General features: G+C 70.8%; 11 protein-coding genes. 6 read left to right on the top strand and 5 right to left on the bottom strand.

Annotated features, from left to right (window positions below):
• Window positions 1–266: 266 nt before the first annotated feature.
• A complete protein-coding gene (locus ACFY5A_RS02980; protein WP_105677100.1) occupies window positions 267–803 on the bottom strand; it encodes a CGNR zinc finger domain-containing protein in 537 nt (178 codons plus the stop codon).
• Between the two features lie 39 nt (window positions 804–842).
• Here ACFY5A_RS02980 and ACFY5A_RS02975 point away from each other — a divergent pair, with 39 nt between their 5' ends.
• The 5 genes from ACFY5A_RS02975 (at window position 843) to ACFY5A_RS02955 (ending at window position 6,319) form a co-directional block, all read left to right on the top strand.
• Window positions 843–1,904 (top strand): DMT family transporter, encoded by a 1,062-nt coding sequence (locus tag ACFY5A_RS02975; protein WP_387231692.1) that lies wholly within the window; start codon window positions 843–845, stop codon window positions 1,902–1,904.
• A 116-nt stretch (window positions 1,905–2,020) separates the two neighbouring features.
• Window positions 2,021–2,689 (top strand): GntR family transcriptional regulator, encoded by a 669-nt coding sequence (locus ACFY5A_RS02970; protein WP_223585779.1) that lies wholly within the window; start codon window positions 2,021–2,023, stop codon window positions 2,687–2,689.
• Window positions 2,686–4,212: an MmgE/PrpD family protein gene (locus ACFY5A_RS02965; protein ID WP_341941158.1), complete on the top strand. Its 1,527-nt coding sequence runs from the start codon at window positions 2,686–2,688 to the stop codon at window positions 4,210–4,212. The genes ACFY5A_RS02970 and ACFY5A_RS02965 overlap by 4 nt, the downstream gene beginning before the upstream one ends.
• Window positions 4,212–5,111, top strand: a complete 900-nt coding sequence (prpB, locus tag ACFY5A_RS02960; RefSeq protein WP_223585781.1) for a methylisocitrate lyase — start codon at window positions 4,212–4,214, stop codon at window positions 5,109–5,111. Before ACFY5A_RS02965 ends, prpB begins: the two co-directional genes overlap by 1 nt.
• Window positions 5,112–5,128: 17 nt before the next feature.
• On the top strand, window positions 5,129–6,319 hold the full coding sequence (locus ACFY5A_RS02955; protein ID WP_387231690.1) for a bifunctional 2-methylcitrate synthase/citrate synthase: 1,191 nt from the start codon (window positions 5,129–5,131) through the stop codon (window positions 6,317–6,319).
• A gap of 168 nt (window positions 6,320–6,487) precedes the next feature.
• Here the strand turns inward: ACFY5A_RS02955 and ACFY5A_RS02950 are convergent, their stop codons facing one another.
• On the bottom strand, window positions 6,488–8,023 hold the full coding sequence (locus ACFY5A_RS02950; protein WP_387231688.1) for an alpha-N-arabinofuranosidase: 1,536 nt from the start codon (window positions 8,021–8,023) through the stop codon (window positions 6,488–6,490).
• 108 nt (window positions 8,024–8,131) lie between these two features.
• Window positions 8,132–9,178, bottom strand: a complete 1,047-nt coding sequence (locus ACFY5A_RS02945; protein ID WP_341941162.1) for a LacI family DNA-binding transcriptional regulator — start codon at window positions 9,176–9,178, stop codon at window positions 8,132–8,134.
• Window positions 9,179–9,256: 78 nt separating this feature from the next.
• Here ACFY5A_RS02945 and ACFY5A_RS02940 point away from each other — a divergent pair, with 78 nt between their 5' ends.
• On the top strand, window positions 9,257–10,534 hold the full coding sequence (locus ACFY5A_RS02940; RefSeq protein ID WP_387231686.1) for an FAD-binding protein: 1,278 nt from the start codon (window positions 9,257–9,259) through the stop codon (window positions 10,532–10,534).
• 10 nt (window positions 10,535–10,544) lie between these two features.
• On the opposite strand, the gene ACFY5A_RS02935 is transcribed toward ACFY5A_RS02940, so the two are convergent.
• Both ACFY5A_RS02935 and ACFY5A_RS02930 read right to left on the bottom strand, forming a co-directional pair.
• Window positions 10,545–11,480, bottom strand: a complete 936-nt coding sequence (locus tag ACFY5A_RS02935; RefSeq protein ID WP_341941164.1) for a phosphotransferase — start codon at window positions 11,478–11,480, stop codon at window positions 10,545–10,547.
• A 34-nt stretch (window positions 11,481–11,514) separates the two neighbouring features.
• Window positions 11,515–12,846, bottom strand: a complete 1,332-nt coding sequence (locus ACFY5A_RS02930) for a DUF3892 domain-containing protein (protein WP_387231684.1) — start codon at window positions 12,844–12,846, stop codon at window positions 11,515–11,517.
• Window positions 12,847–13,048: the final 202 nt, after the last annotated feature.

Genomic DNA, 13,048 nt, shown 5'->3' with positions numbered 1-13,048 from the left:
GGTTTCAGAAGTTTGTGAAGAGTGTGAAGCGTTTGTTGTCGGCGATCGGTTCCGCCACCGGGTCGTTGAGCGAGGAGCGCAGCGGCTTCTCTCTCGGGTCGTTGAGCGAGGAGCGCAGCGACGAGACGAAACGCGGTGTAGGCGACGGGGTTCTGGTCGTGCGTGTCGGTGGGGCGTTTCGTCTCGCTGCGCTCGCTCAACGACCGGGGTGGGGGTGGGGCGTTTCGTCTCGCTGCGCTCGCTCAACGACCGGGGTGGGGGTGGGGTCAGGGCTCCGAGCGGCGGGCGCGGTAGGCGGCCACCGCATTGCGGTTGGCGCACGTGGTCGAGCAGTAGCGCTTCGAGCGGTTGCGCGAGAGGTCGAGGGCGAGAGCGTCGCACGTGTCGTCGGCGCATACCGAGATGCGTGAGCCCTCGTCGGCGCGGATGACGTCGATCAGTGCCATCGCGGTCTCCACGAGCACGCGGTCGGAGAGAGGCGCGTCGTCGACGATCGCGTGCAGGTGCCAGTCCAGCTCCCCGTGCCGTGTGAGGCGCGGGGCCAGGGTGACCGACGCGAGGGCGTCGTTGACCCGCTCGGCCATCTCGTCGCGCGGAGCCAGCAGCATCTCGCGCAGGCCGGGGCGGAGGGCGCGGAGAGACGCGGCCTCGGCGTCGTCGCGATCGATCCTGCCGGTGTAGGGGAAGGCGCCGAGGAAGGCCTCCTCGTCGGCGGCATCAGCCATCGACTCCGGATCCTCCGCCGTGTTGACCAGCCACACGGCCGCGCGCAGGGCGTCCTCCGTGTCATAGGTGAAGATCATGTTGACATGTTACATCGCGCAGGAGTAGCGTCACATGTCATGAGCGCAGTAGCTGATGACATCGCGCGGGTGACCGCGCCCCGCAGGTCGAACGCCGGCCTGCTCTTCGCGCTCGGCGCCGCGGTCTCGTTCGGCATGTCCGGCATCTTCGCCCGCGGCCTCATCGATGCGGGCTGGACCCCGGGGGCCGCCGTCACCGTGCGCATGTGGGTGGCCGCCCTGGTGCTGCTGGTGCCCACGCTCCTGGCGCTGCGCGGCAAGTGGGGCCTCGTCCGCCGCCACGCGGGAATGGTCCTCGTCTACGGCCTCCTCGCCGTGACCGCCGCACAGCTCTGCTACTTCCAGGCGGTCGCCGTGATGGATGTCGGCATCGCCCTGCTCATCGAGTACACCGCCCCCATCGCCGTCGTCTTCTGGCTCTGGATCCGCAGGGGAGAGAAGCCCACGCGCCGCAGCCTCCTCGGCGCCGCGATCGCCTTCATCGGACTCGTGCTCATGCTCGACGTCCTCACCGGCGCGCAGGTGAACCTCGGCGGCATCCTGTTCGCGCTCGGAGCGATGATCGGCGCCGCGACCTACTTCGTGCTGTCGGCGCGCGCCGACACCGGCCTGCCGCCGATCGCGCTGGCGGGACTCGGGCTCCTCATCGGCGCGATCGGCCTCACCGTCGCTGGTGCCGTGGGGGTGCTCCCCATCGCGTGGACCACGGCCGACGTGGAGTACAGCGTCATCACGGTGCCGTGGTTCGTCCCCGTGCTGGCGATGGGTGTCATCGCGACCGCGCTCGCGTACATCCTCGGCATCGTCTCGACCCGGATGCTCGGCTCCCGCCTGGCGTCGTTCATCGCGCTGTCCGAGGTCGTCGCCGCGATGGTCTTCAGTGCGCTGATGCTCGGTCAGGTCCCCGGCCCGGTTCAGGCGATGGGAGGCGCGCTCGTGCTCGCCGGGGTCATCATCGTCAAGCTCGGCGAGCCGGCGACGGATGCCGTCGCCGAACAGTTCGTCGAGCCGGTCCCCGTGGAGGGGGCTCCTGTGTCTGCGGTGCCTGCCTCTGTGGCGCCTGCGGATGTGGCGCCTGTTGTCGCTGCCGAGCGCGAGTAGCGGCACGAGGCGCCGACTCCGTGCGAGTGGGTGCCGGCGCGGAGCTTATGTATACCTCTTGCGGGTGAGGCCACCTCTCATGGCCAACCGTACCGGTTTATGTATACACTGAGGGCATGACCCTTGCCGCGGAACGGACCACAGCGAGCGACCGCGCCTACGCGCATCTGCTCGACGGCATCCAGTCCGGCGCACTCGCCGCGGGCGTCGTGCTGGGCGAGGTCGAGCAGGCGGAACGTCTCGGCATCAGTCGGACCCCGATGCGCGAGGCGCTGCGCCGGCTCGCCGCCGACGGGCTCGTCGTGCAGCAGTCACCGCGCGTCACGGTCGTCGCAGATCTCGACGCCGACGACATCCGCGCCCTGTTCGAGATCCGCCGCGCGCTGGAGGAGACCTCCGCCCGCCTCGCCGCCTCCCGCGGCGACGCCGCTCTGTTCGCGGCGCTCGCCGAGGAGTTCGCGCACGTCGACCTGACGGCTGACGCGGGGCGCGACGCGTACTACGCCCTGATCGCGCGCTTCGATGCGGCCCTCGACGAGGCCGTGGCCAACGACTACATCGCCTCGGCTCTGCGCACCGTGCGCACCCACCTCGTCCGGGTGCGGCGCATGGCGCGAGACAAGCCGGAACGGCTCGCGGCATCCGCGTCTGAACACCGCACGATCGCCCAGGCGCTCGCCGCCCGCGACGGCGACCTCGCCGCCCACGCGACGCACGTGCACCTGCACAACGCGCTCACCGGCATCCTCGACTCCCTGACAGCCAACCCAGAAGGTGTGAAATGACCGTCACCCACCACGTCCGCGTCCACCGCAGCGAAGAGAACCTCGCCCGCGAGGACCAGCTCGCCTGGAAGATCGCCGAAGTCGCCACCGACCGGGTCGAGGTCGAGCCCGCCGTCGTCGACATGATCATCAACCGCATCATCGACAACGCCTCCGTGGCGGCGGCATCCCTCACCCGTCCTCCGATCAACGCCGCCCGCGCGCAGGCGTTCACCCACCCCGTCTCGACCGGCGGGGTCGGAGCGACGGTCTTCGGCGCCGCTCTCGACCACCGCACCAGCCCCGAGTGGGCGGCGTGGGCGAATGGCGTGGCCGTGCGCGAGCTCGACTACCACGACACGTTCCTGGCTGCGGAGTACTCGCACCCCGGCGACAACATCCCGCCGATCCTCGCGGTCGCACAGCACGTCGGCGCAGATGGCCGAGCGCTCGTGCGCGGCATCGCGACGGGCTACGAGATCCAGATGGACCTCGTGCGCGCGATTTGCCTGCACAAGCACAAGATCGACCACGTCGCGCACCTCGGCCCGTCGGCCGCCGCCGGCATCGGCACCCTGCTCGGCCTCGACGCCGAGACGATCTACCAGGCCGTCGGCCAGGCGCTGCACACGACCACCGCCACCCGGCAGAGCCGCAAGGGCGAGATCTCCACGTGGAAGGCGCACGCCCCGGCCTTCGCGGGCAAGATGGCCGTCGAGGCGGTCGACCGTGCGATGCGCGGACAGACCAGCCCCGCCCCGATCTACGAGGGTGAAGACGGCGTGATCGCCTGGATGCTCGACGGCAAGGATGCCACGTACGAGGTGCCGCTGCCGGCACCGGGCGAGCCCAAGCGGGCGATCCTCGACTCCTACACGAAGGAGCACTCGGCCGAGTACCAGGCGCAGGCGCTGATCGACCTGGCGCGCCGGCTCCACAACGCCCGCCCGGAGCTGGCCGACCCCGCGAACGTGGAGTCGATCGTCATCCACACCAGCCACCACACGCACAACGTGATCGGCTCCGGGGCGAACGACCCGCAGAAGTACGACCCGACGGCGTCGCGCGAGACGCTCGACCACTCGATCCCGTACATCTTCGCGGTCGCGCTGCAGGACGGCGGATGGCACCACGTCGACTCCTACGCCCCCGAGCGCGCCGGCCGCGCCGACACGGTCGCGCTGTGGCACAAGGTCACCACGGCGGAGGATGCCGAGTGGACGCGCCGCTACCACTCCGAGGACCCCGACGAGAAGGCGTTCGGCGGTCGCGTCGAGATCCGCCTGACCGACGGCTCGACCGTGGTGGACGAGATCGCCGTCGCCGACGCGCATCCGCTCGGCGCCCGTCCGTTCGTGCGGGAGAACTACATCGCGAAGTTCCGGCTGCTGGCGGAGCCGGTGCTGGAGCCCGCCGAGATCGAGCGCTTCCTGGAGCTCGTGCAGCGTCTTCCCGAGCTCACGGCCGCAGAGGTCGGCGAGCTCTCGATCATCGCCAGGCCCGGCCTGCTCGAGGCCGCCGATGCCCCGAAGGGGCTGTTCTGATGCTGTACTCCACCGTCACCCCGGCCGAGAAGCGGCGGCTGTTCCGGGAGCGGCTCGCGAGCGGTGAGCTGCTGCGCTTCCCCGGGGCATTCAACCCGTTGAGCGCCCGTCTCATCGAGCAGAAGGGCTTCGACGGCGTCTACATCTCCGGCGCCGTCCTCTCCGCCGACCTCGGCCTGCCCGACATCGGGCTCACGACCCTCACCGAGGTCGCGGGACGGGCGAAGCAGATCGCCCGCATGACCGACCTGCCCGCGATCGTCGACGCCGACACCGGGTTCGGCGAGCCGATGAACGTCGCCCGCACGATCCAGGAGCTCGAGGATGCGGGGCTCGCGGGCACCCACATCGAAGACCAGATCAACCCCAAGCGCTGCGGCCACCTCGACGGCAAGAGCGTCGTCGACGAGGACACCGCGATCAAGCGCATCCGCGCGGCGGCCGATGCGCGTCGCGACGAGAACTTCCTCATCATGGCGCGCACCGACATTCGGGCCATCGAGGGGCTGGATGCCGCGATCGACAGGGCGAAGGCGCTGGTGGATGCCGGGGCCGATGCGATCTTCCCCGAGGCCATGCGCACGCTGGAGGAGTTCGAGGCGATCGCGAACGCGGTGGACGTGCCGATCCTCGCCAACATGACCGAGTTCGGCAAGTCCGAGCTGTTTTCCACGGACCAGCTGCGGGATGCCGGGGTGAACCTCGTCATCTGGCCGGTGTCGCTGCTGCGCATCGCGATGGGCGCTGCAGGGCGCGCACTGGATACGCTGAACGACGAGGGGCACCTGACCTCGAAGCTCGGAGAGATGCAGCACCGCGCCGATCTCTACGATCTGATCGACTACGAGTCGTACAACCACTTCGACTCCGGCGTCTTCAACTTCACACTCGAGCGGTAACCCACGAAGGAGTGACCATGACCGAGCCGGACATCAAGAAGGGCCTCGCAGGCGTCGTCGTCGACACGACGGCGATCTCGAAGGTCAACCCCGAGACGAACAGCCTGCTCTACCGCGGCTACCCCGTGCAGGAACTGGCGGCGACGCAACCGTTCGAGGCCGTGGCGTACCTGCTGTGGCACGGCGAGCTGCCCACGCCAGAGGAGCTGGCCGCGTTCCGGCTGACCGAGCGGCAGCACCGCGCGCTCTCTCCCGAGGTCAAGGACGCGATCGACCGGCTGCCGCTGGACTCGCATCCGATGGACGAGGTGCGCACCGCCGTGAGCGTGATCGGCGCGATCGAGACCGCGGGCATCGCCAACGTGCTGGATGCCGTCGGCACGCCGGAGGAGAACCAGGAACGCAGCCTCACGCTGTTCGCCGCGCTCCCCGCGATCGTGTCGTACGGGCAGCGCCGTCGCCGGGGACTCGGCCCCGTCGAGTCCCGCGACGACCTCGACTACGCCGCGAACTTCCTCTGGCTCACGTTCGGCGAGGAGCCCGACCCGGTGGTCGTCGACGCGTTCAACCGCTCGATGATCCTCTACGCGGAGCACTCCTTCAACGCCTCCACGTTCACGGCCCGCGTGATCACGTCGACTCTCAGCGACCTGTACTCGGCGGTCGTCGGGGCGATCGGCGCGCTCAAGGGTCCGCTGCACGGCGGGGCGAACGAGGCCGTCATGCACATCTTCGACGAGATCGGCACGGCTGACCAGGTCGAGGGCTGGCTCGATGCCGCGCTCGCCGAGAAGCGCAAGATCATGGGCTTCGGGCACCGCGTGTACAAGCGGGGCGACTCCCGCGTGCCGACCATGAAGGCCGCGCTGGACTCGCTCGTCGCGCACTACGACAAGCCGGCCGTCGGCGAGCTGTACGACAGGCTCGAGAGCGAGTTCGTCGGACGCAAGGGCATCTACCCGAACCTCGACTACCCCTCGGGTCCGGCGTACAACCTCATCGGCTTCGACACGCTCACCTTCACTCCGCTGTTCGTGGCGGCGCGCATCACCGGATGGACCGCGCACATCATCGAGCAGCAGTCGTCGAACGCGCTGATCCGACCGCTGTCGCTGTACGACGGTCACGACGAGCGCCACATCGACGAGTACGAGCCCGACACCGCGGCGATCGACGTGCTCGATCGTCCGGAGGAGGCCGCCGGCTGACGCGGCTCTCCCTCCGGCCGCGAGAAGGCCCCGATATCGATGGATATCGGGGCCTTCTCCACGCCAGACCTTTCGGCCGGCTCAGCGACCCGGTTCCGGCGTGGCGAGGGCACTTCGACAGGCTCAGCGCACCAGCGGGTCCCTGAGCCGGCCGAGGCGTCTCAGGCGTCAGGCGCGCGTCACGTCGAGCTCGATGACCGACCACGACAGCGGGGGGAGGGTCGCGCGCACGGCGTCGCCGACGACCTCTGCGGCCGCGAGCGGCACCATATGCACGGCGTCGGGGGTGGTCTCGAGGTTCGCGGTGCGGCGGTCGCCGCCCTCCGGCACCGTCAGTGTCTCGGCCTGGCGCAGGCGCACGTCGCCCAGGCCGTGCAGGTCGATCGTGAGGTCGTTCTGCTCCTCCAGCGAGCGGTTGGCGACGAACACCACGAGCTTCCCGGACTCCTCGTCCCAGGTGCCGGCGGCATCGATGGAGTCCACGCCGCCGTAGCGCTTCGTCTCGATCTGCGAGGCGGTCACGGCGAGGCGCAGGATGCGGCCCTTCGCGAGGCGCGCCATGCGCTCGAAGGGCCAGAAGCTGGTCTGGCGCCAGGCCGGGCCGTTCTCCTCCGCCCTGATCGGCGCGATCACGTTGACGAGCTGGGCCTGGTTGGCGATCTTCACGCGATCGCCGTGCCGCAGGAGGCTGTTCAGCAGGGTGCCGACGACGACGGCATCCGTCACCGAGTAGGTGTCCTCGATGATCCGCGGGTGCTGCCGCCACCCGGCCGCGGCGATCTCGGCCGCCTCGACCTCGTTGTACCGCACCTGATCCCACACGTTCCACTCGTCGAACGAGATGTCGACCTGCTTCGTGTGCTTTCCGGCGGCCTTGACCGCGTCCACCGTGGCGATGACGCCCTCGATGAACGCGTCCATGTCGACGGACTCGGCGAGGAAGGACGCGGCATCCTCGTCGTGCTCCTGGTAGTAGGCGTGCATCGAGATGTAGTCGACCTCGTCGTACGCGTGGGTGAGCACGGTGTGCTCCCAGGAGCCGAACGTCGGCATGGAGCGACTGGACGAGCCCACGGCGACGAGCTCGATCGTCGGGTCGACCAGCTTCATGGCCTTCGCGGACTCCTGCGCCAGCCGGCCGTACTCGGCCGCGGTCTTGCCGCCGATCTGCCACGGTCCGTCGAGCTCGTTGCCCAGGCACCAGAGCGTGATGTCGAACGGCTGCTCGGCGCCGTTCCTCCGACGGAGGTCCGACCAGTACGTGCCGCCGGGGTGGTTGGCGTACTCGACGAGGGCGCGGGCCTCCTCGACACCGCGGGTGCCGAGGTTGACGGCCTCCATGACCTCGGCGCCCGCCTCCTTCGCCCAGTCCATGAACTCGTGCAGACCGAAGGCGTTCGTCTCGATCGTGTGCCAGGCGCCGTCGATGCGCACGGGGCGGTCGGCCACCGGGCCCACCCCGTCTTCCCAGCGGTAGCCGGAGACGAAGTTGCCGCCGGGATAGCGCACCACGGTGGGGCCCATCTCCTTCACGAGGGCGAGCACGTCCGTGCGGAAGCCGCGCTCGTCGGCCAGCGGGTGCCCGGGCTCGTAGATGCCGGTGTAGACGCAGCGTCCCATGTGCTCGACGAACGACCCGAAGAGTCTCCGGGGGACGTCGCCGATCGTGAAGTCGCGGTCGACGGTGATGCGGGCCTGGGTCATCGCTCTCCTTGGATCCGAGTCCGACGCCGAACGGGAACGGCGCGGATCTCCATCATTACATCGATGTAATCGAGGAGCAAGGATGCCGTCGGCATCCGTCCGCACCCGTCAGGGACGGTAGCCGCGAGGACGGCCCTGCGTACTCGCGCGCTCTTCCAGCCGGTGCGGCAGGGTGACCCCCCGAGGGGCGGCGCCGCGGTCGTCGATGCGGGACTCGAGGAGTCCGAGCGCGGCGTCGGCGACGGCTCGGCGCTCGAACGCGATCGTCGTGAGGGCGGGGGAGGCGAACCGCGAGAACTCGATGTCGTCGAAGCCGGTCACGATCACGTCGCCCGGCACGCTCACGCCGCGTTCGTGCAGGGCGTGCAGCGCGCCGAGCGCGAGGGCATCGGTGAACGCGACGATCGCGTCGAACGCGACGCGGCGTTCATAGAGCGTCCGCACGGCGTCGGCCCCTCCGGTCGCGGCCCAGTGGAGCGGGTTGATCTCGAGGGCGGGGTCGCGGGCGATGCCCGCCTCGCGGAGGGCGTCGTGCACGCCCTCCAGTCGGAGGCGGCTCGTCGCGGTGGCCGCGGTCGGGTCGTCGTCGGCGCCGACCACCGCGATCCGCGTGGCCCCGCGGGACAGCACGTGCCTGGTCGCGTCCGCCGCGGCACGGCGGCTGTCGATCCTGACGTGGTCGGCCCTGTTCTGCTCGACCTCGCCGATCACCACGAGGGGCGGCAGTCGATCGGCGTACTTCAGGACGCTGTCCTCCAGCCGGATGGGGTTGAGGATCAGACCGTCGACGAGGCGGGCGCGAGCCCGGGAGACGAGCTCCTTCTCCCGCTCCGGCACCGACGCGGTCTCCTCGATCTGCACGGCGAGCCCCCTCTCGTGGGCGGCCTCGACGATGTGCTGCACGAGCTCGGCGGAGAACGCGCTGGCGAGGTCGGGGAGGGCGACGGCGATGATCCCCGAGCGGCCCTTGCGCAGTCCGCGGGCGCTGAGGTTCGGCACGAAGTCGAGCTGCGCCATCGCCGACTCGACCCTCGTGCGCGTCTCCTCGCGGACGGCGACGGCGCCTGTCACGACGTTCGACACCGTCTTGATCGACACGCCGGCGAGAGCGGCGACGTCCTTCATGGTGGCGCGCGGCGGCAGCATCGCTGTCATCCGGTCAGCCTATCCTCCGGTCCTTGCTCCGCCGAGCTGCATCGATGTAATCCTCCGCGTGGAGGCTACGATGACGCCATGAGCACCGAGCGCAACTGGGCGGGCAACGTCGTGTACCGGGCGTCGTCCGTCGAGCATCCGGAGTCGGTCGACGAGCTGCGCGATCTGCTCGGGCGCGGCGGCCCCGTGCGGATGCTCGGCTCCCGCCACTGCTTCACCGACATCGCCGACACCGACGGCGTGCTGATCGCGCTCGACCGGATGCCTCGCCGCATCGAGGTCTCTCCGCAGCGCGACACCGTGCGCGTGTCGGGGGCCCTCCGCTACGGCGACCTCGCTCCCGTCCTGGAGGAGCAGGGTCTCGCCCTCGCGAACCTCGCCTCCCTGCCCCACATCTCCGTCGCCGGCGCGGTCGCGACGGGCACCCACGGCTCCGGCGACGCGATCGGCTCCCTCGCGAGCGCCGTCAGCGGGCTCACGATCATGACCCCGGCGGGGGAGATCGTGGAGCTGACTCGGGGCGACGAGGGCTTCGACGGGGCCGTCGTGTCGCTCGGGGCGCTGGGCGCCGTCATCGATCTGACGCTCGACGTGGAGCCGACCTATCAGGTCGCCCAGCACGTGTACGAGCATCCGTCGTGGGAGGCGATCCTCGCCGATCTCGACGCCGTCACCGGCGCGGGCACCAGCGTGAGCATCTTCACGACCTGGCAGCGCACCGACGTCGCCGACCAGATCTGGATCAAGCAGCGCGTCCCGGCGTCGAGGGCCGAGGCCCGCAGTCAGCAGTCGTCGCGGGAGGGTCTCGCCGCCGCGCTCGGCGCCGAGGCCGCCGACGGCGAACGGCATCCGATCCTCGGCGTGGACCCCGAGGCCTGCACCGCGCAGGAGGGCGTCGCCGGTCCGTGGTTCCAGCGGCTGCCGCACTTCCGGCTGGAGTTCACGCCCTCCGCCGGAGCGGAGATCCAGAGCGAGTTCCTCGTCGCGCGAGCGGATGCGGTCGCCGCGATCTCCGCCGTGCGCGCGCTCGCCGACCGCATCGCCCCGCTGCTGCTGGTCACCGAGATCCGCACGGTACGCGCCGACGAGCTGTGGCTGAGCTCGTCGTTCGGGACGGATGCCGTCGGCATCCACTTCACGTGGAAGCCGGAGGAGGAGGTCGTGCGCGCTCTGCTCCCCGTGATCGAGGCGGCGCTGCCCGCCTCCGCCCGCCCGCACTGGGGCAAGGTCTTCACGCTCGACGCGGCCGAGGTGCGGGCTCGTTACCCGCGGTGGGACGACTTCGCGGCCCTGGCCGCCGCCTACGACCCGGATCGCCGTCTCGTGGGTCCGTACCTGGAGCGCCTCGGGCTGTGAGCGGAGCGTCTCAGAGCGCGCGCCGCAGCTCCGGCGCCGCGAGGATGCGCGACAGCGTGCGGCGGCCGAGCTCGCTCATCGTCGGGTGCGACTCGCGGTAGTACCAGACCAGACCCATCGCCTGCTGCAGCGCCCAGGCGGCTCCCCGCCGCCACACGAGCTCCTCGTCCCTCGACGCCGACGGGTCCGCGCTGCGCAGCGCCTCGCGGAACACCGCTCTGGCATCGGCGTCCAGGAGATGCCAGCCGGAGACGAGGTCGAGCGCGGGGTCGGCCGGGGCGAAGCCGCCTCCGTCGAGCACGCCGCCCAGCCGCTCGCCGTCGAGGAGCAGGTTCGCCGGGATCAGGTCGCCGTGCGACATCACATCGGGGCCGGACGAGGGGAGCACCCGCAGGTCTCGCCACAGCGCGCGCAGTTCGTCGACCGCGAGGAGCCCCTCGCTCTCACGGAAGCAGAGGTCGAGCCAGTCGTCGGAGTCGGGGAGGTGGCCGCCGCGTCCATTCCCGGAGAAGACGCGGCCCCTCGTGTCGGCGCTGCGGAGGGCGGAGACGAGCGCCGCGAGGTCGCGGGCGAACACGGGGGAGTGCGCCGCGGCATCCGGGGACGCGACCTCGCCGGGGATCCAGGTCTGGATCGACCAGGGCAGCGGGTAGCCGCGTCCGGGGGCGCCGATCGCGAGGGGGACCGGGGTCGGCACGGTGGCGTGCGCGGCGAGCTCGTGCATCGCGGCGGACTCCGCGGCCAGGGCCGCCGTCGTCTCCTCGGGGTCGGCGGCGACGAGCGGGAAGCGCGCCGCGGCGCCGTCTCCGATGCGGAAGATCGCGTTCACGGTGCCGGCGACGGCGATGCGGCGCACCGACTGGTCACGCCACCGCGGGAACTGCTCGTGGATCAGCGCGGCTGCCGTCTCGGTCTCGATGAGCAGCTCGTCGTCGTGCAGGGGCATGGGGCCATCCTGTCGCATGCCCGCCCGCGGTCGCTCAGGTGACCGTCCAGTCCAGGGTCGCCCCGTCGTCATCTCCGTCGAACTGCCTGGTCGGGCTGGCGTACACGCAGTCCACATCGGTCGGGTCGCCCGTGGAGCAGTACGGCATCTGCGGATCGATCGCCGCCACGGTGAAGAGATGGCCATCCTCGAAGGAGACGGTCTCCGTCGCCTCGTAGTCGACGGTCGTCTCGTGCGACCACGCCCCGGTGGAGTGGTCGAACAGCCAGATGCCGAGGGCCGCCTGCCGGTTGGACCGGTTCTCGATGCGCAGCTCCTTCACCCCCGTCGGCGCGGTGATCCGCTGCGTGGTCAGCACGACCCCGCTGTTGCGCCTGACCTTGCTCCCCGCTGCCGGGGACTGGGACTCGACCTGCAGATTCGTGTTCACGTCGACCGGCCCGATCAGCGTGACCTGCAGGGGCACAGCCCACAGCGCGGTGAGCGCGGCATCCAGGCGCTGTCCGATCACGCCGGGCACCGTCACGTGGTCGCTCGGCGGCTGCACAGGAGGAGACGTGGGCTCCACGAGCGTGAACCCCACCGCCTGACCGCCCGTCTGCGTCCTCCCGCCCATCAGGCAGTTCACGTTGATCGACGTCGCCGTGACCGCGCACCCGTAGCGGCGCTTGCGCCATTCGGAGCGGGTGGGGCGCACGTGCATCCGCGCCTCCGTCATGCGGCTCGGCTTGGTCGGATCCGGTGTCCCGTCCGGATGCGTCAGCACGTAGTCGATCGAGCACCACCCCCGGCCCGCCTCCTCGATCGAACGCCGGGGCTCCGGCGCATCCGTCGTCACCACGGGGAGCACCACGGGATCCGCCGCGCCGATCTGGGCGGGGAAAGGCACCAGCATGTCCAGACGGAACGTCGGCGGATTCCCGTCGTGGAACCCCTGCGGCACCGGGATCATGAGCGAGGAGCCCACGGCGTGATCGCCCGTGAACAGCGTCTCCCACCGTCGGTTGCGCAGCACCTGGATCGAGCGGATGCGGGTCTGCGACATGGCAGACGGGCCAGGCAGGCTCAACGGGAACCCGGGCATCAGACCCGCCAGAGGGGCGGGGTTCACGGGCAGCGAGTCGAGGTTGTTCGGCGTCCAGCTGTCGGGGATCGTCGTCAGGTGCCGCTGACCGCCGCTCCCGCGCACGACGACCATCGCGTACCGGTCTCCGACGTGGGTGAAGAAGTCCCAGAGGCGGGAGTCGATCGCGGCCACCGCCTCCCCGACCGTCAGCCCCCACGGCATCCCCGTCGCGGTCGCACCGCCGATGTGGGTGATGTGACCGTCGCGGTCCTTTCCGACCCAGAGCACGGGAACGCACATGATGACCTCCTCCGAGAGACTGTGTAGAGGAGGAGCCGCGACGCGCTGATCTGATACACGTCGGGGGGGGGGGGGGGCGCGCCCCCCCCCCCCCCCCCCGCCCCCCCCCCCCCCCGCCCCCCGCGCCCCCCCCGGGCCCCCCCCCCCCCCCCGGGGGCGCGGGGGGCCCCCCCCCCCCCCCCCCGCCCCCCCCCCCCCCCCG

The organism is Microbacterium sp. NPDC012755 (genome assembly GCF_042901325.1).
Taxonomy (GTDB): domain Bacteria; phylum Actinomycetota; class Actinomycetes; order Actinomycetales; family Microbacteriaceae; genus Microbacterium; species Microbacterium natoriense.
Note: the sequence above shows the minus strand (reverse complement) of the source record. Positions and strands in the feature narration are given on the sequence as shown.

Bases quoted from the DNA above. Each gene is read 5' to 3' on its own strand.
- ACFY5A_RS02980 (WP_105677100.1), bottom strand. From the start codon at position 803: ATGATCTTCACCTATGACACGGAGGACGCCCTGCGCGCGGCCGTGTGG.
- ACFY5A_RS02975 (WP_387231692.1), top strand. From the start codon at position 843: ATGAGCGCAGTAGCTGATGACATCGCGCGGGTGACCGCGCCCCGCAGG.
- ACFY5A_RS02970 (WP_223585779.1), top strand. From the start codon at position 2,021: ATGACCCTTGCCGCGGAACGGACCACAGCGAGCGACCGCGCCTACGCG.
- ACFY5A_RS02965 (WP_341941158.1), top strand. From the start codon at position 2,686: ATGACCGTCACCCACCACGTCCGCGTCCACCGCAGCGAAGAGAACCTC.
- prpB (WP_223585781.1), top strand. From the start codon at position 4,212: ATGCTGTACTCCACCGTCACCCCGGCCGAGAAGCGGCGGCTGTTCCGG.
- ACFY5A_RS02955 (WP_387231690.1), top strand. From the start codon at position 5,129: ATGACCGAGCCGGACATCAAGAAGGGCCTCGCAGGCGTCGTCGTCGAC.
- ACFY5A_RS02950 (WP_387231688.1), bottom strand. From the start codon at position 8,023: ATGACCCAGGCCCGCATCACCGTCGACCGCGACTTCACGATCGGCGAC.
- ACFY5A_RS02945 (WP_341941162.1), bottom strand. From the start codon at position 9,178: ATGACAGCGATGCTGCCGCCGCGCGCCACCATGAAGGACGTCGCCGCT.
- ACFY5A_RS02940 (WP_387231686.1), top strand. From the start codon at position 9,257: ATGAGCACCGAGCGCAACTGGGCGGGCAACGTCGTGTACCGGGCGTCG.
- ACFY5A_RS02935 (WP_341941164.1), bottom strand. From the start codon at position 11,480: ATGCCCCTGCACGACGACGAGCTGCTCATCGAGACCGAGACGGCAGCC.
- ACFY5A_RS02930 (WP_387231684.1), bottom strand. From the start codon at position 12,846: ATGTGCGTTCCCGTGCTCTGGGTCGGAAAGGACCGCGACGGTCACATC.